Here is a 24,718-nt window from a genome sequence, read left to right as displayed (position 1 = left end):
GCCCGCCCCGCCGGAGCGACCGGTAGCCGCAGAGTGGTCGATCGGCGACGTAACGTGACCACAGTGGTCGTCGACACACGAGCGTGAGCCCCGGCCGGGTGGGCTCCGGGCGATCGGAGTGCGCGTGCAGGGGACGTCCGGCGGCCGGTGGCGCGTCGCGGCCGCCGTCGCTGTGGGGATGACGCTCGTCCTGGCCTCCGCGGCCGTCGGCTGGAGCCGTGGTGCCGCACCCGCTGCCGCGGCGACGGACTGCGGGCCGACGTGGCTGACCGGGTGGATGGCCGCCCAGCAGCCGGTGCCGGGGGACCAGCTCGCCGGCCGGACGTTGCGGATGACCGTCCGGTCCGAGGTCGCGGGCGACCAGGTCCGGCTGCGGCTGTCCAACCGATTCGGCGACGGGCCGCTGACGATCGGGCGGGCGTCGGTCGCGAAGGTGGGTGCCGGCGCCGCTGTGACAGGGCCCGTCGCACTGGGGTTCGCGGGCCGGCCGGGCGTCACGATCCCGCCGGGCTCCGACGTGCTCACCGACCCGGTCCCGATGCCCGGCACGGATCTGGCCGTGAGCCTGTTCCTGACCGACGTCCCGTCGGAGATCAGCTCCCATCCGGTGGCCATGCGGACCGCGTACCTGTCCGGTCCCGGTGACGCCACCGGTGCCACGGACGGTGCGGGCTTCGGGACGACGCTGCAGTCCTGGCCGGTGCTGAGCGGGGTCGAGGTGCACGCGGGTCGGTCGGTCGCGGCCGTCGTGGTCGTCGGGGACTCGCTCGTGGACGGGGTCGGCAGCACGCCGAACGGCGCGGACCGGGTGACCGACGTCCTCGCCGCGCGGCTGCGCGATGCGGGCGGAGACCGGGCGATGACGGTGCTCAACGCCGGGCTGTCCCGCAACCGGCTGCTCACCGACGACGCGGGCCCGTCGCCGGAGCAGCGTTTCGAGGGCGACGTGGCCACCGCCGTCGGAGCGCGGGACGTGCTGCTGGAGGCCGGCACGAACGACATCGACGACGGCGCGGGTTCCGACCGGATCGTCTCCGGTCTGCAGGAGTACGCCGACCGGGCGCGGGGCGCCGGGCTGCGCGTCCTGCTGGCGACGATCCCGCCGTCGACGGTCGGGGAGCGGGGGACGCCGTCCGGCAGGCAGGTGCGCGACACCGTCAACGCGTGGATCCGCGAGCAGGGACCCGCGCACGCGGACGGCGTCGTCGATCTCGCTGCCGCGGTGGCCGATCCGGCCGATCCCGGACGGCTGCGACCGGACATGGACTCTGGCGACGGCCTGCACCCGTCGCCCGCCGGATATCGGGCGCTGGCGGCGGCGATCGACCCGGCGACGTTGAGCGGGAGCCCGTGTCTCGCACCCTGATGACCGCTCTCAACCGTTCCCGTCCGGAAACGTCGCCGAATACCCCAGGCGGGTATCGCGCCACGGCGACCTGCGACCTGTGCGCAATGTGATCGAATTCGCGGCGCCCGTCACCCGGGAAGGGGCGTGCGACGATCATCGCCGATAGGTAACGTCTCGGTCTCGGCCACGGCACGTGGCGGTACCGACGAGTGCGGCTCCGGAAGCGCGACGCCCGACCCGGTCGGGCTCCGGTGCCGGGCATGTGACGTCAGGCGACCTGGCGGGGAGGCGTCATGAGCGGCATCGGAAGCACCAGACGGAACACGGACGAGGAGACGGGGTCCATACCGGCTCCACGGAGCGCGGCGGACGCGTTCCGGGTCTCCGACGAGCAGGTGCAGCGCGCCCGTCTCGTCGTGGCGAAGAACTCGGAGGACTCCGAGGACCTGCGCGATCTGCTCGACATGCTCGGGCTGATCTCGTCGAACCCGGACCAGCCGCCGCCGGTCACGCGCTGACCTGCACCGACGTGGCGGCGGGGGGCCATTGCGGTCGCCTCCGGCGGCTGTCGTATGCTTGGCTGGCTCCCAACGGACAGCCGTTGGAGGGCAAGGATCGCCTCCGGGTGGTCCAAGCCCCCATCGTCTAGCGGCCTAGGACTCCGCCCTTTCAAGGCGGCAGCGCGGGTTCGAATCCCGTTGGGGGTACGCTCCACACATCTCCACAGCAAGGCCCAGTGGCGCAGTTGGTTAGCGCGTCGCCCTGTCACGGCGAAGGTCGCGGGTTCGAGTCCCGTCTGGGTCGCTCCACCTCCTCGGTTCCGTCCGAGGGCCGGGGCCAGGTAGCTCAGTTGGTACGAGCGTCCGCCTGAAAAGCGGAAGGTCGGCGGTTCGACCCCGCCCCTGGCCACACCTTCTGACCAGCGGATTCCCGGCTCGGCGCCGCCTCGCTCTCCCCGGGTTGACGGCAGCCGTGATGCTGCGGACCGGTCACGGCAGCAGAGTGAACGCCTCGATGTGGGACGGACGTACGGCGGCGAAGTGGCGCCGGTCCGTTGTCAGGATCGTGGTGATCGAGAGCCTCTCGGCGATGGCGATCACACTGGCATCCGAGCCGCCGAGGGGGAAGTCGGCGTAGCGCTCCACCAGGTCGGCCATCCGAGCGAAGTCGGACACGACGAGATCGGCGATGACGAGGCTTCCGTCCGTGAAGGAGCGGAGGAACGCCGCTTCCGCGTCCGCGCCGAACCTGTGTCGGGCGATCATGTAGCAGACCTCGGCCACGATGGTGCTCGGGACGAGCAGCGGACCCGGCAGGGTGGTCAGCAGTTCCGAGCAGCGGTCGTGCCACTTGTCGCTGCGGTCGAAGCCGGCGATCAGCGGGCCCGCGTCGACGACGATCTCGTTCAGGACTCGCGCCCCATGCCGTCGCGGATCTCGTCCTTCGCTCGCTCGCTGAGATCGCCGTCGCCAGTGGCGACGCTGCCAAGCCAGCCGAGACGACGGCGAGGTGTGGACGGCGCGGCTCCGCCTTCGATCACCTCGAAACGGACTCGGTCTCCGGTGTGCAGGGGCAGGCCCAGGCGCTCGGCAACCTCCGCCAGCTCCGGTGCGACCACGAACTCGTGCTGCTCGCCAGCGGAAGGCGTGCTCATCGCGTCCACCTCCTTGGTTCTCCAGTGTCGCATCTGTGGCCCCGAACGTCCCGAACGACGACCCTTGACGGCAACCCTGACGTCAACGCACTCGGACGCAGCCGGTCGCAGCGGGTCCGGTCCTGGTCGACCGGGCCGACGGCAACCGTGATGCTGCGGACGGTCACGGCAGCAGAGTGAACGCCTCGACGTGGGACGGGCGTACCGCGGCGGACCACGGAGCGCCGGTCCGTGCGGCGGCCGTGCAGCTCGGTCACGTCCCGACGGATCCGGTCGGCGTCGGGCGAGCGGTGCGTGACGTCGTTCGCGCCGCAGGGCAGGTGCAGCAGAAGGCTGCCGTTCGGCACCGAGAACGTTTCACGGCCGGGCCAAACGCACAAGAACTCTTGCTCAAGACTTCTTGTGCGTTTACCGTCGGTCGCATGGCGAGGTCCGATCCGACGTGGATCACCGACAGCACGGCGTTGCGGGCGTTGGCTCATCCGCTGCGGTGGCAGCTCGTCCAGCTGTTCGACCTCGAGCCGACGATGACCGCGACGCGCTGCGCGGAGCTGACCGGCGAGAGCGTCGGGACCTGCTCGTACCACCTGAACACGCTGGCCCGGTACGGCTTCATCGAGCCGGCGTCGGCGAGCAACGGCCGGGAGAAGCCGTGGCGGTCGGCGAGCCACGACATCAGCTGGCGGGCGGGTGGCGAGGGGCTCGACGACGAGGGCGCGATGGCGGCGGTCGCGCTCAGCGACGTCGCGATGGACGACCTGGCCGGCCAGCTGAAGGCCTGGTTCCGGCGCCGGAGCCGGGAGGCGCCGGAGTGGGCCGACGCCACCGGGCTGAGCGAGGCCGTCGCCTACGTGACGCCCGAGGAGCTCGCCGATCTGACGCGCGAGCTGCGTGAGCTCGCCAACCGCTTCGACGAGCGGGCCCGGGACGCGTCGAAGCGTCCGCCGGGCGCGCGGCCCGCCCGGATCATCACGTCGACCTCGCTGCGCCGGTCGGCGGAGGAGGACGGGTCCGGTGCATGACGACTTCCTCCGCGCCGTCGCCGTCGCCCGGCGATCCGAACTGGCCCGGTCGGCGGTCCGGCACCGGGCCCGTCGCGATCCGCTGCGCACGTTCCACCTGCGCGTCTGGTGGGCCGTGCGGCCGAGGCGCGAGCTCGCGTGTCTGGTCACGACGCCGGACGGCGCCGCCGTCCTGGGTGGCCGGATCCGGGGAGGACGTCCGGTGGCACGCTGACCGGCATGTCCGACCGCGCCGTACCGCCGATGAACGCCGACGAGCACACCACGCTGGCGGGCTGGCTCGACTTCTACCGCGCCACGCTGATCGGCAAGTGCGACGGGCTCGACGAGACGCAGGTCCGGACGGCGTCGGTGCCGCCGTCGTCGCTGACGCTGATCGGCCTCGTGCAGCATGCGGCCGAGGTGGAGCGCAACTGGTTCCGGCGCGTGCTGACCGGACAGGACGTGCCGTCGATCTCCGGCGAGCCGACGAGCCCGGAGGGTCACGACGGCGGGTTCGAGCTCCGCGACGACGTCACGTTCGCGGACGCGCTCGTCGCCTGGGAGAAGGAGGTCGCCGTCGCCAGGGCGAACTGCGCCGGGCGCGACCTGGACCGGACGAGCCCGTTCCCCGGCGGGGACGTGACGCTGCGGTGGATCTACGCGCACATGATCGGCGAGTACGCCCGCCACATCGGGCACGCGGACCTCGTGCGGGAGCGGATCGACGGGGTCACCGGCGTCTGAACCGCCCGGCCGGGTGACGGCGGAACCGCCGCCCGCGCCCGGCCGTTGGAAGATCGGATCGGGAGACGGGAGGACGACCCATGCGCCGTGACCGCAGGAGCGGACGCCGCTGGGCACGGGCCGCGTTCGCGGCCGTGCTCGGTGCCGGTGCGGCGGTCGTCGTGCTCCCGGACCGGCTGCGGATCGACCACGACGTCCCGCTCGTCGACGCCGTCCCATGGCGGCCGCACACGTCGCTGGCCGCGCTGGGTGCTGCGGGTCTGCTCGCCGGCAGGCCCGCGACCCGGCCGACCGGGATCGCGGTCGGAGCCGTCGCCGTCGCTGGGCTCGCGTCGGTCGCCCCGCGGGCGGTTCGCAGGCCGCGGCGTGACCCGGAGACGGTGGCGCTCACGATCATGACGGCGAACGTGCTGAAGGGGAGCGCCGACGCCGGGGCGCTGGCCGCCGTCGTGATGCGCGAGCGGCCCGACCTGGTCGTCCTGCCGGAGGCCGGGGCGGACTACCGGGACAAGCTGATGCCGCTGCTCGGCGAGAGCGGGTACCGGTCGTGGACGTCGAGCCTGATCGACCGGCGCGACGCCCGCGGCGTGACCCTGCTGGCCGCGCCGGCCGCCGGCGACCTGCACGTACGCCCCGGGACCGGGATGCGTATGCGGCACGTGGAAGCGAGCGGCGGCGTGCTCGGGTTGCGGCCGCTCTACGCCGTGCACACGTCCGCGCCGATGCGGCGCCGGTTCGCCCGCGCCTGGTGCCGCGAGCTCGACCTGATCCGGAGCTGGACCTCCGCGCCGATCGCACCGATCGTCGTCGGGGACCTGAACGCGACGCTCGACCACTCCCGGTTGCGCGCGGCACTCGGCGGCTGCCGCAGCGCGGCGTCCGGGACCGGGCGGGGACTGGTCGGGACCTACCCGTCGTCGGCGCCGCGGGCGTGCGGTATCCAGATCGACCACGTGCTGGTGCCGGACGGGACGGTGACCAGCCGGTTCGAGATCGTCGACCTGCCGGGGACCGATCACCGGGCGGTGCTCACGACGGTGCACCTCCCACCGGCCTGAACGCGTCTCGCCCGGTCCCCGACGGCGGCTACTCGGCCGCCGCCTGGGGGAACTGCGTGGAGGAGAAGCTCTCCTGGGCCATCCGGCGCAGGGCGGAGACCAGTGCGTCGCCCAGCACGGTGCCGACCAGAGCGGCCTCGGCGACCTCGTCCCGGCCGGACAGCGTCGCGAGCTGGCGCAGGTCGGCCTCGGCGAGTTGCTCGGCGGCCCTGGCGTAGTCGTCGAGCTTGTTCGCGAACCCGTCCTGGCCCAGTGCCCGCAGCCGGACCAGCACGCTCGCAGCGGCTCGGCGCGCGGGCGCTCCGCGGCTGACGTGCCATCCGGAGCGCTGCACCAGCGCGTCGATCTCGTCGAGCGCCGCGGCGACGGCGGGGTCGTCGTCCTTCTCGGCGGGCGGGACGGTCAGCGGGTGGGTCGCCCGGCCCAGCATCCAGTGCACCGGGAGGTCCGGATCGTCCACGGCCTCGAGGACGTGCCGGACGGTCGCGACCGGCATGGCTCCGATCTCCAGCAAGGCCCGGACCAGGCGCAGGCGCTGCAGATGCGACTCGTCGTAGCGGGCCTGGTTCGGTGACGTCGTCTCCCCGCGATGCAGCAGACCCTCCCGCAGGTAATACTTGATGGTGGGGAGCGGGATGCCGCTGGCGCGGGACAGTTCGGAGACGCGCATTCGGATAGTTTAAGTATCCGAATCTGTTGTGTCGATTCCGGCCACGCGATCGACAAGCCCGTACCCGAGCGCCTCCGTCGCGCCGAACCAGCGACCCCGCTCGGTGTCCGCGGCGACCTCCTCCGCGGTGTGCCCGCTGTACGCGGCGATCAGCTCGGTCAGCTCGCGACGACTCCGGGTGAGCTCCTCGGACCGCCCACGCACGTCCGACGTCACGCCGACGCCGCCCGGGGGCGGGGTGAGATGGAAGCGGGCGTGCGGCAGGGCCGTGCGACGTCCCCGCGCACCGGCGGCCGCCACCAGCAGCCCGGCGCCGGTCACAGAACCGTGCACGATCGTCACGACGTCGGGCTCCACCCACCGCATCGTGTCGTGGATCGCCGTCGCCGCAGCCGGGGAGCCGCCGGACGAGCTGACGTAGAGCGTGATGTCGTGCCGGCGGTTCTCCGCCGCCAGCAGGAGCAGCCGCCCGCAGACGGCGTCCGCGACGTCGTCGTCGATCTCCTGTCCGAGCACGACGATCCGCTGGTCGAGCAGGCGGTCGGCGAGCGCGTCGGCGACCCGCTCGCCACGTGGTCCGAGTTCCATACGGACGACGCTAGGAGCGCACGCGACGGTGCGGGGCCCGTTTCACCGGGGGCGTAGCCGGTTCGCCCCCGGTGAACCCCACGTCGGCTCAGGCGAGCTTCGGCTCCCACAGCTCCGGCGCCTCGGCCAGCCTCAGCGGCAGGCCGAACAGCGCGAACAGTTCGGTGTTCAGGAAGATGCTCAGACCGGTGATCCGGCCGTCCTCGATCCGCAGCGCGCTGATCCCCCACGCCTCGTGCTCGCCGTTCGGGCCGGACGGGCGGTACTGCGCGAACCCGACCGTCCCGTTGACCTCGACCGGCACGACCTTCGAGTCCTTGCACTCCTTGCCGGGCCCCTGCATCCAGGCCAACACGTCGTCCCGGCCGCGGAACCACAGCTCCAGCGGGGGCATGTTCTGCTCGACGTCCTCGTGCAGCAGCGCCGTGAGCGCCTCCATGTCGAACGCCTCGAACGCCGCCATGTACTTCATCAGCAGCTCGGTGTGTGCCGCGTCCATCTGCGTGTCACCCGGCGTGGCCTCGTCGATCCCGATGTCCGACAGCGTCGCCCGGGCGCGCTGCAGGGCGCTGTTCACGGACGCGACCGACGTGTCGAGCAGCTCGGCGACCTCGCTGGCCTTCCAGCACAGCACCTCGCGCAGGATCAGAACGGCCCGCTGGCGGGCGGGCAGGTGCTGGAGCGCGGCGATGAACGCCAGCCGGATCGACTCCTTGGCCACGGCCTTGTCCGCCGGGTCCCCCGCCGGCGTGGACACCCGCGCGTCGGGCATCGGCTCCAGCCATTCGGCGTCCGGGAGCGGCTCGCGCAGCGACTCGGCCACCGGTGCGCCCGGTCCGCCGATGTCCATCGGCACGGCTCGACGCTTGCGGCCGTTCAGCGAGTCGATGCAGACGTTCGTGGCGATCCGGTAGAGCCAGGACCGGAGCGACGACCGCCCGTCGAACTTCGCCAGGCCTCTCCACGCCCGGATCATGGTCTCCTGGACGGCGTCCTCCGCCTCGAACGCGGAGCCCACCATCCGGTAGCAGTAGCCGGTGAGCTCCCGGCGGTAGTCCTCGATCTGCGCGTCGAGCGGACGGTCGTCCGCCGGACCGGACGCGGCCGGGCTCGTGGTCGGCGCGCTCATGGCTTCCCCCTCGCGACTCCTCGCCGCGGACCCCTCCGACGGCGTTGGCGCCGAGTGTGCCGTGACCCACCGACAAAACGGGAGGACTTTCCGTCGAATCGACGCCTCGGACGCGCTCACCGGTCGCCGGGGCGCTGCTGACCTTCGGCCACCCGGACGTGGGATGCTCGTAGCGGATGCGCCACGCGGCGCATCGGTTCACGGCGCCGCAGAGGCGATCGCGGATCCGGAACGGCGGGCGGCGGCGATGTCGACAACGGTCCAGGGGCCGGCGGGTGGTGCCCGCCGGTCGGGTCGACGTCCGGTGACGACCCGGTTCGAGATCGAGCACATCGCGTTCGAGCTGTTCAGCGAGCAGGGGTTCGACCACACGACGGTGGACGACATCGCGCACGCGGCGGGCATCGGTCGTCGAACCTTCTTCCGCTACTACGCCTCGAAGAACGACGTCCCGTGGGGCGCGTTCGACGACCAGCTCCTCGGTATGCGGGCGACGTTCGCGGCCCTCCCGCCGGACATCGCGATCCTGCGCGGGATCCGTGCCGCCGTGCTCGAGTTCAACCGGGTCGACCGGCAGGAACAGCCCTGGCACCGGCGACGGCTGCAGTTGATCCTGAACACGCCTGCGCTGCAGGCACATTCGACGCTGCGCTACGCATCGTGGCGCCAGGTCGTCGCGGACTACGTCGCGCTCCGGCTGGGAGAGCAGCCGTCGGCTCTCGTGCCGCAGAGCGTCGGGCACGCCTGCCTGGGTGTCTGCATCGCGGCCTACGAGCGGTGGCTGCTCGACGACGGGGCCGTGCTCGAGGACCTGCTCGACGAGGTGTTCGCCTCGCTGGAGCGGGGCTGGGGACGCGCGGACCTGGGCTGATCCGGGAGCCTCCGCGACGCGGACGAGGGGCGCCGCGGCGCGACGCCCCTCGTGGTCCGGATCCGTTCGGCGGCCTCGCGCCCCGGTCGGCGCGTGGTCCGGAGCCGTGGGTCAGCGCGGCGCTGCCGCCGGCGCGACCGGTGCCGCCGGTGTCGCGAACCGGGCCTGCGCGACGGGCTGAGCCGGCGCCGCCGGCTGCGCCGCGGTGACCGGCTGCCCGGGCACGGCAGGCTGTCCGGGCACGGCAGGCTGTCCGGGCACGACAGGCTGGCCCGGAACGGCGGGCTGACCGGGGACCGCCTGCTGGCCGGGCGCGAGCGGCTGGCCCGGTGCGGCGGGCTGCCCCGGGACGGCCGGCTGGCCGGGTGCAACGGCCTGGCCCGGTGCGGTGGCCTGACCGGGTACGGCCGGCTGGCCGGGCACGGCCTGCTGTCCCGGAGCGACGGGCTGGCCGGGTGTGGCCGGCTGTCCCGGAGCGACGGGCTGGCCGGGTGTGGCCGGCTGTCCGGGAGCCGCCGGCGTACCGGCCTGCGGCACGGCCTGCGCGGGTGCCGGAGCGCCGGGGGACTCCTGTGCCGCCGGGAGCGCGGCCGGGCCGGCGGGAGCCTGCGCCTGTCCCGGCACGGTCTGCGGCTGGAGCGGGGTGGTCGGGTAGCCGGTCGCCGGGTCGACCGGCGCCGGGTAGGTCGCGGCCGGGACGGTGGCGGCCGGGACGGTGCTGGCCGGCACGGTGTCGTCGGTGCCGAAGAGTGCGTCGATGATGCCGCCGAGCGGGCCGCCCGTCGGCGCGGCGGGCACGGATGCCGCGGTCGGCGTGATCCGTGCCGGCTCGGAGGCGCCGGCCACGCCGGCACCGCACACACCCAGCGTGCCGATCATGAGGGTCAGGGCGACGGACGTGGTGATTCGGGATCGCACGGTCTCTCCCAGGTCGAGGGGGTCGATGACGGCGGAAGCTTGCTTCTGACCTGGGAGTTCGCACCAGAACCCCTTTCGGGGAGGTCCTCCGTACGTTGACGCTGTGCGGTCGCGGACGGGCCTGGAGGTCCCGGACGGGCGACCCCGTACAGGTGGCCGACCGGTGTGGCGGCGGTGTGGCGGACGGCCGGCGACCCGCTCGGAGGTCCCCGAGCGGGTCGTCGTCACCCATCGGCATGGACTCGGCGCTCAGCTCACCCGTTCGTGGACGATGTGACCGGACGTGAGCGACGAGGGCCGGAATTCCTACGGTGCGTGAGCGGCGCCGTGACGGCCGGGACGGAGGTGACTCGAGAGGTTCCAGGGATCGCCGAACGGACGCGCGCTCACTCCGCGCGGCGGCGTGACCGGGGACTCCGATCACCGTGGTAGCGTCCGCGCCGGTTGCAGTCGTGTCTTCCCTCGATCGCCGAGAAGCGTCCGTGGAAAGTGTGACGGTGGGCTTCTGACGTCGGACGGTCACGTTCGCGCACCGGGGGTCCGCGCAGCCTCCGGTCCTCGCGATGTGGGCCGGATTCCGTTCCATGTGTGGGAGAGACAAGTTATGCCGCAGGGCACCGTCAAGTGGTTCAACGCCGAGAAGGGCTTCGGCTTCATCGCCACGGACGACCAGGGTCCGGACGTTTTCGTCCACTACTCGGCCATCCAGGCCAACGGTTTCCGCACCCTCGAGGAGAACCAGCGCGTCGAGTTCGACGCCAGCGAGGGTCAGAAGGGACCGCAGGCCGACTCGGTCCGCGTGATCTGACTTCCGTGCGGGGCCTGCGCCCCGCTCGTGTAGCTGACATCTGATGCCGGCGTCCCTCCCCGAGGGCGCCGGCATCGGTGTGTCCGGGGTCGGTGCGGCCCGGTGTCTCAGCCGAACGCGGCGCGGATCCCGTGGCGGGAACGCCGCACCGCGGCCGCCGGGACGACGACATCGCCGAATACCGCGACGACGGCGACCGTGGCCGGCGCCGTCGTCATCTCGCCTCCGGTCGTCGATATCTCGATCGTTGTCCACCGCTCGTCCCGCCGTGCGGACGGTGACCGGCGACATGGCGAGGCGGTCTCCCCGCGTCGCCGCCCGCCCACGCTCCGCAACCGGTCGCCCGCCGGTTACCGGCGCTCGCCTCGCCGTTCATCTGGGTGACTCCGCTCGTCTCGCGATGTCGCTCGATCACCGCTGGGCGCTCGCGCAAACGTCACGAGGTCCGCATCCTTGGTGTTGAAGTTCACAGGGAGCGACCAGACCGGATACGGGAACGCTCCGCGCACGTGAGAGGAAGTGGCACGACATGTCCTGGTGGGACAGCTACCGAGCCGTCTACGGCGCGGAGCTGCGCGCGGCAGCACGGGAGTACGCCGACCACGGTTGGTCACTGGTTCCCGGGCCGGGCGCCGACATCCTGCTCGCCACCGGCGAGACCCTGGACGTCATCGAGGTCCCGGCCGAGGTGGGCCGCCGGATGTGTTCGATCCTGCGCGAGAACGGGGAGGTCGTACCGGTCGCGGCCACCCCGCAGGGCACCTGGTGGTTCCCGATGACGCCGGGGCACACGCTGCCCGCCGAGCTGAGCCTGCACACGGACGTCGTGCTGCACAGCGACGGCATCGGTGTGCCCGCACCGCCAACCGAGCGGCCCGACGGCTGGGTGCAGTGGCGGGTCAGCCCGGCCCGCACGGGTTACCGCGTGCCGGACGCGGCCGTCGTGACCGATGCCGTGAACCAGGCCGTGCGGCTGCGCGCGGCCGGCCCCGACGTACTGCCGGGTACCCAGCGGTCCGGCGACGCCGTCGCGGGCCTGCGGCGCTAGACGCCGCGGCGCAGTAGCGCGAGGGACCGTTCGCCCGTCCCGCATGCCGCCGGGTCCTCCCGGCGCATCCCGGCCGTCGGCCGGTCGGAACGGTTCCCGCGCACCGGTTGCGGCGCCCGGGGGAGCACTTCTCCCCCGTCGAGCGGAACTCGCGCAGCGAGCATCCGCCCCGCGCGGCCGCACCACCGGCATGGCCGGGCCCGACGGACCACCGTCGGGCCCGGCCAGAACCATCTCCGGACCCGGCTTCGCCGAACTGTCGGTGAGGCGCGGCACTATGGACACGTGCACACGTCGCGCGCTCCGGAACGTCCGGCCCCGTCCGGGCCGTCCAGCCCTCCTGCACCCACCACCAGGGCCGAGCCGCTGGTCCCGCTCGGCGGCTTCGGGCCGAACGACGAGGTCAAGCGGCGTGACCTGCGCAGGATGAAGATGCTGGCGCTCGGCTTCTTCGTCGGCGCGACGGTGATCTTCCTGATCACGAAGTACCTGGAGGTCAACCAGGGGCTGGTGTGGGCGGGGTACGTACGTGCGTCGGCGGAGGCCGGCATGGTCGGCGCGCTGGCCGACTGGTTCGCCGTGACGGCGCTGTTCCGGCATCCGCTGCGGATCCCGATCCCGCACACCGCGATCATCCCCCGCAAGAAGGACGTGATCGGCGACAGCCTGGGCGACTTCGTCGGCGAGAACTTCCTGTCCGAGAGCGTCATTCGGGACAAGCTGGACCGGGTCGGCATCTCCCGCACGGTGGGCGGCTGGATCGCGAAGCAGGAGAACGCCGACCGGATCACCGCCGAGCTCACGGCGGCCGCGCGCGGGATCGTCACCGTGCTGCGCGACGAGGACGTGCAGAACCTCGTCGAGTCGGTCGCCGTGCGGAAGCTGCTGGAGATCCCGATCGGGCCGCCGCTCGGCAAGGCGCTCGAGGGTGTGCTCGCCGACGGCGCGCACAAGCGCCTCGTGGACCTCGTGTGCGACCGCGCGTACGACTGGGTCGCGGACAACCAGGAGATGGTGCTGCGCGTCGTGCACGAGCGGGCGCCGTCGTGGACGCCGCGGTTCGTCGACGAGATGGTCGCGGACAAGGTGTTCGCCGAGATCCGCGGCTACGCCTGGAACGTGAAGAACGACCCGGACCATCAGCTGCGCCACGCCATCGACCGCTACCTCGCCGAGTTCGCCCAGGACCTGCAGCACGACGAGACGACGATCGAGCGGGCCGAGCAGGTCAAGCGGCAGTTCGTCGAGCACCCCGAGGTGCAGCACTTCATCGGCCGGGCGTGGACCGTGGTCAAGGGCATGGTGCTCGACGCGGCCGAGGACCCGTCGAACGAGCTGCGCCTGCGGGTGCGCGACGCGCTCGTCGGGCTCGGGCGGCGGCTGGAGACCGATGCGGAGCTGCGCGGGAAGATCGACGGGTGGGTCGCCGACGTGGCCGGCTACGTCGTCCGGCACTACCGCCACGAGATCACCACCCTGATCACCGAGACGGTCGCGCGCTGGGACGCGCAGGAAACGTCGAAGAAGATCGAGCTCCAGGTCGGGCGTGACCTGCAGTGGATCCGGATCAACGGCACCGTCGTCGGCGCGCTGGCCGGCCTGGTCATCTACACGATCTCCGAACTGATCATCTGACGCGCCGGAAACCTCCCCGCCACCACCGCGTAGGAAACGTGGCACAGCCCACGTGAGCTGCGCTAGCAGAGCGCTTGCAGGAGCTAGCACTCCCGCGTACGTTCGGTGGTGTCAGCGAAGAGGAGGTGAGCACGGATGGGTTCCACGGACAAGCGCGACGACGGCGTCACACACGCGGTCGAGCAGGTCGTGGAGCAGGCCGGTCAGGCCGTCGGACAGGCGGTCGACGACATCGGCTCCTACATCCGGTCGCAGCGCGAGTCCGCCCAGGTCTCGATGCGCCAGCTCGCCCGGGCCGCAGGCGTCAGCAATCCCTATCTCAGCCAGGTCGAGCGTGGACTGCGCAAGCCGTCCGCCGAGATCCTGCAGCAGATCGCGAAGGGTTTGCGGATCTCCGCCGAGGCCTTGTACGTCAAGGCCGGGATCCTCGACGAGCGACCGGCGAGCGTCGTCACCGACGCCGTGCTCGCCGACCCCACGCTGAACGAGCGGCAGAAACGCGTGCTGCTCGACGTCTACGAGTCCTTCCGCCGGGAGAACGGCCTCCCGGGCGACGAGAACACCGTTTCCCACGAGGAGTGATCACCATGGCCGTCAACCTTCCGACCAGCACTGATGTCCAGAAGGCCCGTGAGCAGGCCGCCGAGCAGGCGACCGTCGTCCGCACCCCGCTGCTCGCGCTGCTCGGTCTCGGCGACTACGCCTACGGAGGCGTGAACAAGGCCGTCACCGACGCCCGCACCCGCGCCGAGAAGCGCGCGGAGGAGGTGCAGACCCGCGTCTCCGAGCTGCCGAACGAGATCAGCGAGCTGCGCACCCGCCTGAGCTCCGAGCACCTGCGCAAGCAGGTCGACGAGATCCGCGAGCAGGCCGAGACCGTCTACTCCGGTTTCGCCAAGCGCGGCGAGAAGGCCTGGGGCCGCATCCGCAAGCAGCCGCAGGTCAAGCAGGCCATCTCCACCGTCGAGTCCGTGACCGAGCAGTTCGACGCCCGCGTCGACGAGTTCGTGGACACCACGCACGACGTCGCGGAGAAGGCGCTCGGCACGGTGACCCGCGAGACCCGCTCGTTGGGTGAGCGCGCCGCGCGCACCGCGCAGCAGGTCGCCGGCCAGGCCGCCGAGCAGGTCACCGAGGTGACCAAGGACGCGTCCGAGGCCGTCGCCGATGCCGGTGTCGAGACCGCCGCCGCGATCGACGAGGCCGGTGACGAGGTCGCCAGCTCGACCCGCAGCACCGCCCGCAAGGCCGCGAACCGCACGGCCCCGAAGACCGGTGCCGCCAAGACGACCGCGGCCCGCAAGCCGGCCGCGCGTCGCAGCACGAACGGTGGGAGCAGCTCCAAGTGAGGTGACTCGCACGTCGGCACGGCCCCCTGAGCACCAGCTCAGGGGGCCGTCGTCGTGCCGGGGGCGTGTCCGGTTTGCCGGGCGGACGTGACCGTGCTCCGGCGGAGTCGTAGTCTGGCCGGGTGGACGTGCTGATGAGCCTCGACGTCTGGGTCGTCACCGGGCTCTGGATCCTGGGCATCCCGGTCGGCGGGTACGCCTTCATCCATGCCCTGCGTCAGCGCTCCGACGCGTTCACCGCGGCCGGCAAGCTCACCAAGAACGCCTGGCTCGGCATCACCGGCGTCGCGCTGCTCCTGCTGATCCTGATCACCAGCGGCCCGATGCGGTCCGGGGCCATCTTCTGGCTGGCCGCGGTCGTCGCCGTGCTGGTCTACATCGTGGACGTGAAGCCGGCCGTCGTCGGTGTCCAGCGGGGTGACCAGCGCTGGTGAGCTGGAAGGTCCTCGGCACGCTCGACGCCGTTCCCGCTCCCGACCGACCCGACCTGCTGGCCGCCCCGGTGGCCGCGGCGATCGCCGCGCTCGGGGACGACGCGTCGCGGATCGGGGTCGCCGAGATCGACCCGGACCTGGCCGACACGGCCGCGTTCTGCGACGCGTACGGCTCGCCGCCGGACGTGTCGGCGAACTGTGTCGTCGTGGCCGGAAAGCGCAGCGGAGAGACCCGCTACGCCGCGTGCCTCGTGCTCGCCACCACGAGGGCCGACGTCAACGGCGTCGTGAAGCGCAAGCTCGACGTGCGCAAGGCGTCGTTCGCGCCGATGGACACGGCCGTCGAACTGACCGGCATGGAGTACGGCGGCATCACGCCGCTCGGCCTGCCGGAGGGTTGGCCGCTCTGGCTCGCGCCGGAGGTCGTCGCCGCGGACGCCCTCGTCGTCGGCAGCGGGATCCGCGGGAGCAAGCTCGCCGTCCCGGGCGCGGTGCTGGCCGCACTTCCGAACGCCGAGACCGTTCCCGACCTGGCGCGCTGACCGCCACGCCGCCGTCAGGGCGGCGCGGACGCTGCCGACCGGCGGGTCGAGCACCACGTCGCACTGTCCGCGACGCACCGTCCGCCCTACCGCGGTAGGCGGCCCGCAGGCCCTCACCGGCCTTGACCGAGGAGGCAACCGGGTCGCGCCCGCTCCGGTCAGTGCATGGCCAGCCCGCCGTCCACGCTCATCGTGGTGCCGGTGATGTAGGAGCCGGCGTCGGAGGCGAGCAGCAGGAGCGGACCGACGAGCTCGTCGAGGCGCCCTGTGCGGCCGAGCGGCGTGCGCGCGTTCACGGTCGCGAGGCCCGCCTCGTCGGACAGCAGCGGTGCGGTCATCTCGGAGTCGAAGAAGCCCGGTGCGAGGGCGTTGACCCGGATGCCGTGGCGTGCCCACTGGCGCGCGAGGTCGCGGGTCATCCCCAGCAGGCCTGCCTTGGACGCGGAGTACGCCGCCTGCGGGATGTCGGCGGCGGTGAGGGCGAGCGCGGACGAGATGTTCACGATGGCCCCGCCTCCGCCGGCGATCATGGCCCGTCCGGCCGCGACGGCCATCTGGTAGGCGCCGGTCAGGTTGACCTCGATGAGTCGCGCCGCCCGTGCGGGCTCGTCGCGTTCGCTGCGGGCGGCGTAGCCGGTGCCCGCGTTGTTGACCAGCACGTCCACGCCGCCGAGCTCGCTCACCACGGTGTCCACCAGGCGCGTGCACTGGGCGGCGTCGGTGACGTCGGTGGGCACGGCGAGACACCGCCGCCCCTCCGCGAGAACGCCGGCGGCGACCGACTCCAGCATCTCCTGCCTGCGAGCGGCCACGGCGACGTCGGCGCCGGCGCGGGCCAGTGTCCTGGCGAAGTGCGCCCCGAGCCCGGACGAGGCCCCGGTGACCACCGCGACGCGTCCGTCGAGACGCAACGCGGCGCCCGGATCGTCGGCGGCAGTCACCGGGACGGCTCCGCACGAGCGGGGTCAGGCAGCGCCCCGAGCATCGCGCGCATGCTTCCGCCCGCGGCGAGACCGCCGAGGGCGAGCGCGACGAGCTGGTCGGCGAGGCGCAGGTCGCTCTCCTCGTCGTGCGGGGTGAACCAGTGCTGCATCCAGTCGATCATGCCCACGAGAGCACGGGCGACGATGCGCGGCTCGGCGGCGAGGGAGAACTCGCCGGACGCTGCGCCTTCGGCCACGAGCGCCTCGACGGCCTCCATGTAGCGGGCGTCCATCTGCCGGAACTCGGCGAACTGGGCGGACTGGTCGAGGCGGCCCAGGTGCTCGAGATAGACGAACGCGGCGGGGTAGTACTCGCTGAAGATGCGGACCTGCATCCGGACCAGCTCGCGGAGCCGTATCGAGACGCTGCTGTCCGAGTCGGCGCGCAGGCGTGCCAGCTCGTCGAGCAGTGCCCGGGCGGGTTGTTCGACGACGGCCAGGAGGAGGTCCTCCTTGCTGCCCACGTAGTTGTAGACGCTGCCCTTGAGGATCCCGACGCGTGTCGCGATGCCCTCGAGGGTCGCGGTCTCGTAGCCGTGTTCACGGAACTCCTGACCGGCGGCGTGCAGGATCTCTGGCCAGCGGCTGGGGCGGGGCATCACGCCTCCGGATCGGGGTCATCTGGCGTCGAATCGGGCAGGGAAGCGTCGCATGCCGCGCGAGAGCAGCACCGGGTGCCATTCCAGTCTTTCGCCGGTCTCTCGGAGCCCCGGGAGCCGCTGGAAGGCACGGGGGATCGCCACGGACGCCTCGAGCCGGGCCAGTGGGGCGCCGAGGCAGTAGTGCATCCCGACGCCGAAGCCCAGCTGGGCGGACTTCTCGCGGCCGATGTCGAAGGTGTCCGGGTCGTCGAACACCTCGGGATCGCGGTTGGCCGCCGACGGGCTGAGGAACACGCGTTCCCCGCGGCGCAGGCGACGGCCGCGCAGCTCGACGTCGTCGCCCATCACCCTGGCCACCGTCTTGGCCGGACCGTCGAACCTGAGGGCTTCCTCGACGGCGCCGGGGAGCAGCTCCGGGCGCGCCTCGAGTGCGTGGCGCTGATCGGGGTGCTGCATCAGCGCCAGGAGGGCGCTGCCGATCAGGTTGGTCGTGGTCTCGTGTCCCGCGAACAGCAACAGCACGCCGGTCGCGATGACCTCGTCGTGGCTCAGCGCGTCGTCGGCGTCCCTGGCGCTGATCATGGCGGAGATCAGGTCGTCCGCGGGATGCTGTTCGTGGGCGCGAATGAGCTCCGAGAGATACGCGGTGAGCTCGGCCATGCCCTGAGCGCCGACGGCGTGTCGGGAGGAGTCGCCCATCCCGCCGAAGACCAGGCCGGTGATCTGGTCGGACCAGTCCTTGAACCGACCGCGGTCCTCCCGGGGCACGCCGAGCATGTCCGCGATGACCGATGCGGTCAGCGGGTAGGCGTAGTCGCCGATGAGGTCGAGCGTGCCGGAGCCGTCGTGGTGCTCGCGGACATCCCGGAGGAGCTCCTCGGCGATCTCGTCGACCCGCGGGGTCATCTCGGCTACCGCGCGGGGGGTGAAGGCGCGGCTGAGCAGGCGGCGCAGCCGCTTGTGGTCGGGTTGGTCCTTGAAGACCATCCAGTCCTCGAGCACGCCGAAGGCGGCCCGCAGACCCGGGTCGGTTTCGGGGTTCTCGAGTTTGGCCCGGCGGTAGGGGGAGATCCGGTCCGAGGAGAACCGCTCGTCGCGCAGCGCGCCGGCGACGTCGTCGTAGCGCGTGATGAACCAGGAGCGGTACTTGGCGCTCCAGTGGACGGGGTCCTGCTCGCGCAGCGCGGCGAGCAGCGGGTACGGGTCGGCCACAGCGGCGTCGCTGAGCAGGTCCGCGGTCTCGAGGTCGATCTGCGGGACGGTCATCGGCTCTCCAGGACGGTGACGACACAGGCGTTGCCGTCGAGCACCGAGACGCCGCCACCCATCGTCTCCACCAACCCCAGGCGTGCTCCCTCGACCTGTCGCGACCCGCACCCTCGGCGCAGCTGCCAGGTGATCTCGGCGATCTGGGCGAGACCGGTCGCGCCGAGCGGGTGCCCGCGGGAGAGCAGGCCACCGGACGGGTTGACCGGGTGGGAACCGCCGAGCGCGGTGGTACCGGTCGCCGCGGCCCTGCCACCGTCCCCCGGCGGCACCAGGCCGAGTGCCTCGGTGGTGACGATCTCGCCGATGGTGAACGCGTCGTGCACCTCGACGACGTCGACGTCGGTCACGGCGTCGAGGCCGGCTTCGGTCACGGCGAGCTCTGCGGTGTCGCGGACGATGTCGTAACCCCAGACGTGCGGCGAGTCCTGGTTCCACGGCGTTCCGCTGCGCAGCGCCACCCCCCGCACCACGACCTCTCCCGCGCTGCCGCTCGCCGGGGTCAGGATCGCCGCGGCGGCGCCGTCCGAGGTCGGGCAGCACTGCAGGACCGTCAGCGGGTCGGCGATCATGCGTGAGGCGAGGACCTCCTCGACGCTGTAGCGCCCGGAGTACTGGGCACGCGGGTTGTGCACGGCGTGCGCGTGGTTCTTCACCGAGACCGCGGCGAGCTGTTCGGACGTGGCGGCGCCGACATGCAGGTAGCGGGCGGCGCTCATGGCGTACAGCGCGGGCAGCGCCAGCCCCGCGCGCCCCTCGGGGTCGGTGGCCTCCGGGGTGATGGCGCCGGCGAACGCCGTGCTCATCTGTTCCACCCCGAGCGCGAGGACCCGGCCGTACCGGCCGGTGCGGACGGCCTCGTGCGCCTCGGCGAAGGCCGTCGTGCCGCTTGCGCAGGCGTTCTCCACGGTCACCACCGGGACGCCGGTGATCCCCATGGCGCGCAGTACGCGCTGGGCGACGCCGGCCGGCGCGAACACGGTCCCGACCCAGACGGCGTCGACGCCGTCCACGTCGGCGTCGACGAACGCCTCGTGCACCGCTTCCCATGCCAGGCCCAGCAGATCGCGCTCGGGCTGTCGCCCGAAACGTGAGGTGCCGACGCCGGCGACGGCGACGCTCGACCGCGCGCTCACCAGCCCACCACCACCTGGAGGTCACCGTCACGGGACGGTTCGGTGAGCCGCACCCGACCGCCGATCGACACCGGTTCGTCCCGGCTCCCGCCGGCCACGTGGGCGAGCACGCGCGGCCCGTCGTCGAGGTCGACGTAGGCCAAGGAGTACGGCGGGACGTGGCCGGGAACGGCGATCCGCACCACGGTGCTGCTCCACACCGTCCCCGGCGGCCCGAAGAACGCAGACTCGACCTCGGAGCCGCAGGCCGGGCACCGAGGCCAGGAGTAGGCCACGGTCACGCCGCAGGCACGGCACCGGCGTCCGACGACGACCCAGTCGCCATCAGCGGTGCGACGGACCTCCGGGCGCGGATCGACACCGATCGGGGATGACATGGGCGCTCCTGCGTCTCGACTGCCGTCATGTAACCAAACACAAAGTAGGGTAACAACCCGCAGCGGATGTGGATGCAGATGGACCGCCTGTCAACCAGAGCCCTTCTGTCAGGGAACTTGACTTCGTCTGTGATGTAGGTCAACGTGATGCCGTCATCGTTGGCAAACGATAGTTTGCTAACAGCACCCCCGGACACCACGCCGCAATCGAACATTCGCGCAGGAGGACCGATCGATGAAGTTCGGCTTTTTCACCATGCCCGAGCACCCGCCGATCGAGAACTGGACGCTGTCCTACGACCGCGACATCGCGGCGATCGTCGAGGCCGAGCGGCTGGGCTTCGCGGAGTTCTGGATCGGCGAGCACCACACCGGTGGTTACGAGAACGTCCCGGTCCCGGAGTTCATGATCGCCAAGGCGTCCGCGCTGACGCACCGGATCCGGCTGGGTACCGGCGTGGTCAACCTGCCGTACCAGGATCCGTTCATGGTCGCCGAGCGGCTCGCGTTTCTCGACCATCTGACGCACGGTCGTCTCGAGTACGGCTTCGGTGGTGGTGGGCTGCCGACCGACAAGGCGCTGTTCGGGCTCGAGCCGTCCGAGGCCTCGCCGCGTACGAACGAGGCTCTGGAGATCATCTGGCAGTTGCTGACGTCCGAGGACCCGGTCAGCTACGAGGGGGTGTACTGGAAGTACGAGAACCGGCAGCTGCAGGTCGGGCCGTATCAGGACGTGCCGCCGTTCGCGATCGCCGGTCTGACCGGTGTGCACAACTACGCCCGGTGCGGCGAGCGTGGGTGGAAGCCGCTGTCCGTCCACTTCGCACCGACCGACAACGGCACCTACACGCTGGCCCCGGATCTCAAGGCGATGGGCGCGGCCATGCTCGAGGCCGGCGCACGGTCGGGGATCGAGGAGGCGACGACGCGGGAGAACTGGCGGATCGTGCGCGAGGTCTACGTCGCCGACGACAAGGACCAGGCGATGCGTGACATTCGCGAGGGCGTCAAGCGCTCCTACGACTACCTCAAGGGCCTCGGGCTCGGCGCGCTCATGAAGAAGGACGAGAGCATGAGCGACGACCAGCTCACCTTCGAGTGGATGGCCGAGAACATCCCGTGGATCATCGGTAGCCCCGAGGAGTGCACCCGCCAGCTGCGCGAGCTGGAGGAGGAGACCGGCGGCTTCGGCACGCTGCTGATCAACTGCCGGGACTGGGTCACGACCGACAGGTGGAACCGCTCGCTGGAGCTGTTCGCCCGGTACGTGATGCCGCAGTTCACGCCGAACCAGCGCATGGCACGGCGGCAGAAGATGGCGAACGTCGCGCTCGGGATCGCCTGATGACCGGAGGCATCACCCGGCTCACGGGACGGGTCGCGGTCGTCACCGGCGGGGTGCAGGGGATCGGCCGGGCGGTCGCGCTGCGGTGCGCCGCCGAGGGCGCCGCCGTGGTCATCGGCGACCTGCAGGACGACGACTCCACCGCGAAGCAGATCGTCGCCGAGGGAGGGCAGGCGTCGCACATCGTCATGGACACCCGCCAGCGCGGCGACTGGAAACGCCTGATGGACGAGGCGATCGGCGGCCACGGGCGGCTCGACGTGCTCGGCAACATCGCCGGGGTCACGAACACGCTCGGCCCCGACACCGTCGTCGACCTCGACGACACGGGCTGGGACCACGTCGTGAACACCGACCTGCGCGGGGTCTGGCTGGGGATGCAGGCCGCCATCCCGCGCATGCTGGAGACGGGCGGCGGGAGCATCGTCAACATCGGTTCGATGGCGGCTCTCAAGGGACTGGAGAACCTCGCGGCCTACTCCGCGGCCAAGGGCGGCGTCGTGAGCCTGACCCAGCAGGCGGCGATGGAGTATGGGCCGCAGGGCATCCGGGTCAACTGCATCTGCCCGGGCACCATCGACACCCCGATCCTCGCCGGGATCACGGAGAGCATGCGGGAGAACTTCGCCGCCGCGCACATCATCCCGCGCCTCGGCACGCCGGAGGACATCGCCGCCGCGGCGGCGTTCCTGTTCTCCGACGACGCCGCCTTCTGCACCGGCGAGATCCTCCCGGTCGACGGTGGCTGGAACACCAAGGGCAGCGCAGGCTGACCTGCCGAGACCCGACGGGGGACCGGCGCCGCCGGGGCGCCGGTCCCGCCACCGTACGACCCGAAGGAGTCAACGTGGACCTGTCCGGGCAGACCGCAGTGGTCACCGGCGCCGGCAGCGGCATCGGCAAGGCGATCTCCGCCGCCCTGCTCGAGCGCGGCGCGAACGTCGTCGGGCTCGAGATCGAGCCGACGAACATCGAAGCGGCAGGCAACGAGCTCGCCGGCGGTGAGCGGCTGGCGTGGTCGGAGGGCTCGGTCGCCGTCGCGGCGGACGTCGAGGCCGCGTTCGACCTCGCCGAGAACCGCTACGGCGCGGTCGACCACCTGGTCAACAACGCCGGCACGGCGTCGCTGTCGCTGGTGGTCGACACCACCGAGGAGGACTGGGACCTCATCGTCGACACCTGCCTCAAGGGCACGTTCCTGTGCACGAGGGCCTTCGCCCGCAGGGCCCTCGCCGCAGGACGGGGCGGGGCGGTCGTCAACATCTCCTCGCTCAACGCCATCGCCGCCACCGACGGCCTGGGCCACTACTGTGCGGCCAAGGCGGGGATCATGCAGTTCACGAAGGTGAGCGCAGGCGAGCTCGGCCGCCACGGCATCCGGGTCAACGCGATCGGCCCCGGCACGGTCAACACGCCCCTTGGCGCCGGTTTCACCGTCGGCCAGATCGGTCAGGAGTTCCTCGACCGCACCCTCGTCGCACCGCCGCGCCACCAGGAACCGGAGGACGTCGCCGACGTCGCCCTGTTCCTGCTCTCCCCGGCCGCGGCCCGGATCACCGGCCACTTCGTCCCGGTCGACGGAGGGCAGCACGTGCGCGGCCTGCACTCCTACTGGGACGTCGCCGAGCGGCAGGGCCTCGTCGCCCGACCCGGCTGAGACCGTTCCCGACACGCCCGCGAGAAGGACAGTGAGCAGCACCATGACCCTCGATGCCGAGCCGCGGGCGACGACCGCGGGAGCCGGCGCCTCGTCCCCCGACGACCGGGGCTTCCCTCGGTTCTGGGACCAGGAGCGTGAGACACGTGCCCCCGCCGACCGGGACCGGATCATCCTCGAACGGGTACGGCACCAGCTCCAGTACGCCTATGCGGAGCTCCCGTTCTACCGGCGCCACTACGACGCCCACGGCTTCCACCCCGACCAGGTCCGGTCTCTCGAGGACTTCACCGCCCGGGTGCCGGTCATCACGAAGAAGATGCTGGTCGCCGACCAGGCCGAGCACCCACCGTTCGGCAGCTACACGCCGGCGATGACGCCCGAACAGCTCGCCCGCATCCACGGTTCGTCCGGCACCTCGGGGACGCCCACGATGTACGCGGTCTCCCGCAGGGACTGGCAGCGTGCCGCCGACGTGCACGCCATGGCGCAGTGGTGCGCGGGCATCCGGCCCGACGACCTGGTGCAGGTCGGGTTCCCGTTCGGGCTGTTCTTCGGCGGGTGGGGTGTCGTGCAGGGGGCCGAGCGCCTCGGCGCGACCGTCTTCCCCCTCGGCGTCACCGACTCCGAGCGACACCTCGAGCTGATCGAGCGTCTCGGCGCGACCGTCTTCAGCGCGACACCCTCGTACTGCATCCACCTGCTCTCGGTCGCCGACCGGCTCGGGATCGACCTGGCCGGCGGCAGCGTCCGACGGGTTCTCGTCGGAGGCGAGCCCGGAGGCAGCCTGGCCGGGACCCGCAGGATCATCTCCGAGGGGTGGGGGGCGATCGTCAGCGACGCCGGCTCGACCTCCGAGATGTACCCGTTCCAGACCAGCGTCGGGTGCGAGGCGGGCACCGGAACCCATCTCATCACCGACGAGGTCTTCACCGAAGTTGTCGCCGCCGACGACCCGAACGTGCCCCTACCCGTCGGGGATCGCGGCGCGGTGGTGTACACGCACCTCTGGCGTGACTCCCAGCCCATGATCCGCTTCGCCCCGGGGGACGAGACCTACATGGCGACCGACCCCTGCCCGTGCGGCCGCACCTACCCCCGTCTCCCCGAGGGGGTACTCGGGCGCCTCGACGACATGCTCGTCGTGCGCGGGGCCAACGTCTTCCCCAGCGCCATCGAGACCGGGCTGCGCACGGTTCCCGAGCTCGGCCCCGAGTTCCGGATCCGGGTCAGCAAGGTCGGCGCCCTGGACGAGCTCCGGGTCGAGGCCGAACTCGCGCCCGCCACCGTCGCGGCGCTGTCCGCCCTCGGCGAGCCCGACCGGCAGGACCGGCGGACGGCGCTCACCCGGCGCGTCGAGGCCGCGCTGCGGCACATCGTCCAGATCCGGGTCCCCGTGACCCTCGTCGATCCGGGGACGCTTCCCGAGACCACGTTCAAGGCTCGGCGCGTCCTCGACGAGAGGCCGCGGGCGTGACGGCATGCCGGATCCGCGCCGATCGGGCGTGCGTTCGCTCCGAGCGGACATACTTGAACACTGGAATGTCTTCAA

General features: G+C 71.9%; 29 protein-coding genes and 3 tRNA genes. 21 read left to right on the top strand and 11 right to left on the bottom strand.

The features are described from left to right. Positions 1-124 precede the first annotated feature (124 nt). From EV378_RS14120 to EV378_RS14100, 5 genes are all read left to right on the top strand, one after another. A complete protein-coding gene (locus EV378_RS14120; RefSeq protein ID WP_132425061.1) occupies positions 125-1,366 on the top strand; it encodes a GDSL-type esterase/lipase family protein in 1,242 nt (413 codons plus the stop codon). A gap of 275 nt (positions 1,367-1,641) precedes the next feature. Next, complete coding sequence (locus tag EV378_RS14115) at positions 1,642-1,866, top strand: hypothetical protein (RefSeq protein ID WP_132425058.1); 225 nt, start codon at positions 1,642-1,644, stop codon at positions 1,864-1,866. 116 nt (positions 1,867-1,982) lie between these two features. Continuing rightward, positions 1,983-2,055, top strand: a tRNA-Glu gene (locus EV378_RS14110). Between the two features lie 23 nt (positions 2,056-2,078). Then, positions 2,079-2,152, top strand: a tRNA-Asp gene (locus EV378_RS14105). Positions 2,153-2,183: 31 nt separating this feature from the next. Then, positions 2,184-2,257 (top strand) — tRNA-Phe (locus EV378_RS14100). A gap of 80 nt (positions 2,258-2,337) precedes the next feature. Here the strand turns inward: EV378_RS14100 and EV378_RS36310 are convergent. Both EV378_RS36310 and EV378_RS36305 read right to left on the bottom strand, forming a co-directional pair. Beyond that, the gene (locus EV378_RS36310) at positions 2,338-2,748 is read right to left on the bottom strand and encodes a type II toxin-antitoxin system VapC family toxin (RefSeq protein WP_279389647.1); all 411 of its coding nucleotides are present in this window, start codon (positions 2,746-2,748) and stop codon (positions 2,338-2,340) included. Positions 2,749-2,753: 5 nt separating this feature from the next. Further along, positions 2,754-3,002: a hypothetical protein gene (locus tag EV378_RS36305; protein ID WP_132425052.1), complete on the bottom strand. Its 249-nt coding sequence runs from the start codon at positions 3,000-3,002 to the stop codon at positions 2,754-2,756. A 422-nt stretch (positions 3,003-3,424) separates the two neighbouring features. On the opposite strand from EV378_RS36305, the gene EV378_RS14085 reads away from it, so the two are divergent. The 4 genes from EV378_RS14085 (at position 3,425) to EV378_RS14070 (ending at position 5,808) form a co-directional block, all read left to right on the top strand. Beyond that, positions 3,425-4,024: a winged helix-turn-helix domain-containing protein gene (locus EV378_RS14085; RefSeq protein WP_132425049.1), complete on the top strand. Its 600-nt coding sequence runs from the start codon at positions 3,425-3,427 to the stop codon at positions 4,022-4,024. Then, positions 4,017-4,238, top strand: a complete 222-nt coding sequence (locus EV378_RS14080; RefSeq protein WP_132425045.1) for a hypothetical protein — start codon at positions 4,017-4,019, stop codon at positions 4,236-4,238. Before EV378_RS14085 ends, EV378_RS14080 begins: the two co-directional genes overlap by 8 nt. A 5-nt stretch (positions 4,239-4,243) precedes the next feature. Continuing rightward, complete coding sequence (locus EV378_RS14075; RefSeq protein WP_132425042.1) at positions 4,244-4,750, top strand: DinB family protein; 507 nt, start codon at positions 4,244-4,246, stop codon at positions 4,748-4,750. A gap of 80 nt (positions 4,751-4,830) precedes the next feature. Next, positions 4,831-5,808: an endonuclease/exonuclease/phosphatase family protein gene (locus tag EV378_RS14070; protein ID WP_132425039.1), complete on the top strand. Its 978-nt coding sequence runs from the start codon at positions 4,831-4,833 to the stop codon at positions 5,806-5,808. Between the two features lie 28 nt (positions 5,809-5,836). Here the strand turns inward: EV378_RS14070 and EV378_RS14065 are convergent, their stop codons facing one another. The 3 genes from EV378_RS14065 to EV378_RS14055 form a co-directional block, all read right to left on the bottom strand. Further along, complete coding sequence (locus EV378_RS14065; protein ID WP_132425036.1) at positions 5,837-6,478, bottom strand: MerR family transcriptional regulator; 642 nt, start codon at positions 6,476-6,478, stop codon at positions 5,837-5,839. Positions 6,479-6,487: 9 nt separating this feature from the next. Then, complete coding sequence (locus tag EV378_RS14060) at positions 6,488-7,066, bottom strand: ATP-dependent Clp protease proteolytic subunit (RefSeq protein WP_132425033.1); 579 nt, start codon at positions 7,064-7,066, stop codon at positions 6,488-6,490. A gap of 88 nt (positions 7,067-7,154) precedes the next feature. Further along, complete coding sequence (locus tag EV378_RS14055) at positions 7,155-8,195, bottom strand: sigma-70 family RNA polymerase sigma factor (RefSeq protein ID WP_132425030.1); 1,041 nt, start codon at positions 8,193-8,195, stop codon at positions 7,155-7,157. Between the two features lie 247 nt (positions 8,196-8,442). Between EV378_RS14055 and mftR the strand changes: the two genes are divergently transcribed. Beyond that, complete coding sequence (mftR, locus tag EV378_RS14050) at positions 8,443-9,066, top strand: mycofactocin system transcriptional regulator (RefSeq protein ID WP_132425027.1); 624 nt, start codon at positions 8,443-8,445, stop codon at positions 9,064-9,066. A 111-nt stretch (positions 9,067-9,177) separates the two neighbouring features. On the opposite strand, the gene EV378_RS35340 is transcribed toward mftR, so the two are convergent. Further along, positions 9,178-9,984: a hypothetical protein gene (locus EV378_RS35340; RefSeq protein ID WP_165922282.1), complete on the bottom strand. Its 807-nt coding sequence runs from the start codon at positions 9,982-9,984 to the stop codon at positions 9,178-9,180. A gap of 604 nt (positions 9,985-10,588) precedes the next feature. Here EV378_RS35340 and EV378_RS14040 point away from each other — a divergent pair. From EV378_RS14040 to EV378_RS14010, 7 genes are all read left to right on the top strand, one after another. Beyond that, positions 10,589-10,792: a cold-shock protein gene (locus EV378_RS14040; protein ID WP_132425024.1), complete on the top strand. Its 204-nt coding sequence runs from the start codon at positions 10,589-10,591 to the stop codon at positions 10,790-10,792. A gap of 529 nt (positions 10,793-11,321) precedes the next feature. Then, the gene (locus EV378_RS14035; protein ID WP_132425021.1) at positions 11,322-11,840 is read left to right on the top strand and encodes a hypothetical protein; all 519 of its coding nucleotides are present in this window, start codon (positions 11,322-11,324) and stop codon (positions 11,838-11,840) included. A gap of 285 nt (positions 11,841-12,125) precedes the next feature. After that, entirely contained in the window at positions 12,126-13,475 is a 1,350-nt protein-coding gene (locus tag EV378_RS14030; protein WP_424511220.1) for a DUF445 domain-containing protein, read from the top strand. 135 nt (positions 13,476-13,610) lie between these two features. Further along, positions 13,611-14,057, top strand: a complete 447-nt coding sequence (locus EV378_RS14025; protein ID WP_132425018.1) for a helix-turn-helix domain-containing protein — start codon at positions 13,611-13,613, stop codon at positions 14,055-14,057. A 5-nt stretch (positions 14,058-14,062) separates the two neighbouring features. Further along, entirely contained in the window at positions 14,063-14,824 is a 762-nt protein-coding gene (locus tag EV378_RS14020; protein WP_132425015.1) for a hypothetical protein, read from the top strand. A 134-nt stretch (positions 14,825-14,958) separates the two neighbouring features. Further along, positions 14,959-15,258 carry a DUF2516 family protein gene (locus EV378_RS14015; RefSeq protein ID WP_132427881.1) on the top strand — a complete coding sequence of 100 codons (300 nt, stop codon included), beginning with the start codon at positions 14,959-14,961 and terminating at the stop codon, positions 15,256-15,258. Beyond that, a complete protein-coding gene (locus EV378_RS14010) occupies positions 15,252-15,800 on the top strand; it encodes a YbaK/EbsC family protein (protein ID WP_165922373.1) in 549 nt (182 codons plus the stop codon). Before EV378_RS14015 ends, EV378_RS14010 begins: the two co-directional genes overlap by 7 nt. 158 nt (positions 15,801-15,958) lie before the next feature. On the opposite strand, the gene EV378_RS14005 is transcribed toward EV378_RS14010, so the two are convergent. The 5 genes from EV378_RS14005 to EV378_RS13985 are packed head-to-tail and all read right to left on the bottom strand — an operon-like array spanning position 15,959 to position 20,164. Then, positions 15,959-16,741 carry an SDR family NAD(P)-dependent oxidoreductase gene (locus EV378_RS14005; RefSeq protein ID WP_132425009.1) on the bottom strand — a complete coding sequence of 261 codons (783 nt, stop codon included), beginning with the start codon at positions 16,739-16,741 and terminating at the stop codon, positions 15,959-15,961. Continuing rightward, positions 16,738-17,382, bottom strand: coding sequence for a TetR/AcrR family transcriptional regulator (locus EV378_RS14000; RefSeq protein ID WP_132425006.1), 645 nt, complete (start codon positions 17,380-17,382; stop codon positions 16,738-16,740). The genes EV378_RS14005 and EV378_RS14000 overlap by 4 nt, the downstream gene beginning before the upstream one ends. 18 nt (positions 17,383-17,400) lie before the next feature. Then, positions 17,401-18,651, bottom strand: a complete 1,251-nt coding sequence (locus EV378_RS13995; protein WP_132425003.1) for a cytochrome P450 — start codon at positions 18,649-18,651, stop codon at positions 17,401-17,403. Then, positions 18,648-19,787: a thiolase family protein gene (locus EV378_RS13990; protein WP_132425000.1), complete on the bottom strand. Its 1,140-nt coding sequence runs from the start codon at positions 19,785-19,787 to the stop codon at positions 18,648-18,650. Before EV378_RS13990 ends, EV378_RS13995 begins: the two co-directional genes overlap by 4 nt. Further along, entirely contained in the window at positions 19,784-20,164 is a 381-nt protein-coding gene (locus tag EV378_RS13985; protein WP_132424997.1) for a Zn-ribbon domain-containing OB-fold protein, read from the bottom strand. Before EV378_RS13985 ends, EV378_RS13990 begins: the two co-directional genes overlap by 4 nt. Positions 20,165-20,399: 235 nt before the next feature. On the opposite strand from EV378_RS13985, the gene EV378_RS13980 reads away from it, so the two are divergent. From EV378_RS13980 to EV378_RS13965, 4 genes are all read left to right on the top strand, one after another. Continuing rightward, entirely contained in the window at positions 20,400-21,509 is a 1,110-nt protein-coding gene (locus EV378_RS13980; RefSeq protein ID WP_132424994.1) for an LLM class flavin-dependent oxidoreductase, read from the top strand. Continuing rightward, positions 21,509-22,282 (top strand): SDR family NAD(P)-dependent oxidoreductase, encoded by a 774-nt coding sequence (locus tag EV378_RS13975; protein WP_132424992.1) that lies wholly within the window; start codon positions 21,509-21,511, stop codon positions 22,280-22,282. The genes EV378_RS13980 and EV378_RS13975 overlap by 1 nt, the downstream gene beginning before the upstream one ends. Positions 22,283-22,356: 74 nt before the next feature. Beyond that, positions 22,357-23,166, top strand: coding sequence for an SDR family NAD(P)-dependent oxidoreductase (locus EV378_RS13970; protein WP_132424989.1), 810 nt, complete (start codon positions 22,357-22,359; stop codon positions 23,164-23,166). A gap of 43 nt (positions 23,167-23,209) precedes the next feature. Continuing rightward, the gene (locus EV378_RS13965; RefSeq protein ID WP_132424986.1) at positions 23,210-24,643 is read left to right on the top strand and encodes a phenylacetate--CoA ligase family protein; all 1,434 of its coding nucleotides are present in this window, start codon (positions 23,210-23,212) and stop codon (positions 24,641-24,643) included. Positions 24,644-24,718 lie beyond the last annotated feature (75 nt).

The sequence above is a fragment of the Pseudonocardia endophytica genome, from assembly GCF_004339565.1.
Taxonomy (GTDB): Bacteria; Actinomycetota; Actinomycetes; order Mycobacteriales; family Pseudonocardiaceae; genus Pseudonocardia; species Pseudonocardia endophytica.
Note: the sequence above shows the minus strand (reverse complement) of the source record. Positions and strands in the feature narration are given on the sequence as shown.

What these genes read in the sequence shown, in the direction of transcription:
- EV378_RS14115 (WP_132425058.1), top strand. Translation starts at nt 1,642, where the DNA reads ATGAGCGGCATCGGAAGCACCAGACGGAACACGGACGAGGAGACGGGG.
- EV378_RS36305 (WP_132425052.1), bottom strand. Translation starts at nt 3,002, where the DNA reads ATGAGCACGCCTTCCGCTGGCGAGCAGCACGAGTTCGTGGTCGCACCG.
- EV378_RS14085 (WP_132425049.1), top strand. Translation starts at nt 3,425, where the DNA reads ATGGCGAGGTCCGATCCGACGTGGATCACCGACAGCACGGCGTTGCGG.
- EV378_RS14075 (WP_132425042.1), top strand. Translation starts at nt 4,244, where the DNA reads ATGTCCGACCGCGCCGTACCGCCGATGAACGCCGACGAGCACACCACG.
- EV378_RS14070 (WP_132425039.1), top strand. Translation starts at nt 4,831, where the DNA reads ATGCGCCGTGACCGCAGGAGCGGACGCCGCTGGGCACGGGCCGCGTTC.
- EV378_RS14065 (WP_132425036.1), bottom strand. Translation starts at nt 6,478, where the DNA reads ATGCGCGTCTCCGAACTGTCCCGCGCCAGCGGCATCCCGCTCCCCACC.
- EV378_RS14060 (WP_132425033.1), bottom strand. Translation starts at nt 7,066, where the DNA reads ATGGAACTCGGACCACGTGGCGAGCGGGTCGCCGACGCGCTCGCCGAC.
- EV378_RS14055 (WP_132425030.1), bottom strand. Translation starts at nt 8,195, where the DNA reads ATGAGCGCGCCGACCACGAGCCCGGCCGCGTCCGGTCCGGCGGACGAC.
- mftR (WP_132425027.1), top strand. Translation starts at nt 8,443, where the DNA reads ATGTCGACAACGGTCCAGGGGCCGGCGGGTGGTGCCCGCCGGTCGGGT.
- EV378_RS14040 (WP_132425024.1), top strand. Translation starts at nt 10,589, where the DNA reads ATGCCGCAGGGCACCGTCAAGTGGTTCAACGCCGAGAAGGGCTTCGGC.
- EV378_RS14035 (WP_132425021.1), top strand. Translation starts at nt 11,322, where the DNA reads ATGTCCTGGTGGGACAGCTACCGAGCCGTCTACGGCGCGGAGCTGCGC.
- EV378_RS14025 (WP_132425018.1), top strand. Translation starts at nt 13,611, where the DNA reads ATGGGTTCCACGGACAAGCGCGACGACGGCGTCACACACGCGGTCGAG.
- EV378_RS14020 (WP_132425015.1), top strand. Translation starts at nt 14,063, where the DNA reads ATGGCCGTCAACCTTCCGACCAGCACTGATGTCCAGAAGGCCCGTGAG.
- EV378_RS14015 (WP_132427881.1), top strand. Translation starts at nt 14,959, where the DNA reads ATGAGCCTCGACGTCTGGGTCGTCACCGGGCTCTGGATCCTGGGCATC.
- EV378_RS14000 (WP_132425006.1), bottom strand. Translation starts at nt 17,382, where the DNA reads ATGCCCCGCCCCAGCCGCTGGCCAGAGATCCTGCACGCCGCCGGTCAG.
- EV378_RS13995 (WP_132425003.1), bottom strand. Translation starts at nt 18,651, where the DNA reads ATGACCGTCCCGCAGATCGACCTCGAGACCGCGGACCTGCTCAGCGAC.
- EV378_RS13985 (WP_132424997.1), bottom strand. Translation starts at nt 20,164, where the DNA reads ATGTCATCCCCGATCGGTGTCGATCCGCGCCCGGAGGTCCGTCGCACC.
- EV378_RS13980 (WP_132424994.1), top strand. Translation starts at nt 20,400, where the DNA reads ATGAAGTTCGGCTTTTTCACCATGCCCGAGCACCCGCCGATCGAGAAC.
- EV378_RS13975 (WP_132424992.1), top strand. Translation starts at nt 21,509, where the DNA reads ATGACCGGAGGCATCACCCGGCTCACGGGACGGGTCGCGGTCGTCACC.
- EV378_RS13965 (WP_132424986.1), top strand. Translation starts at nt 23,210, where the DNA reads ATGACCCTCGATGCCGAGCCGCGGGCGACGACCGCGGGAGCCGGCGCC.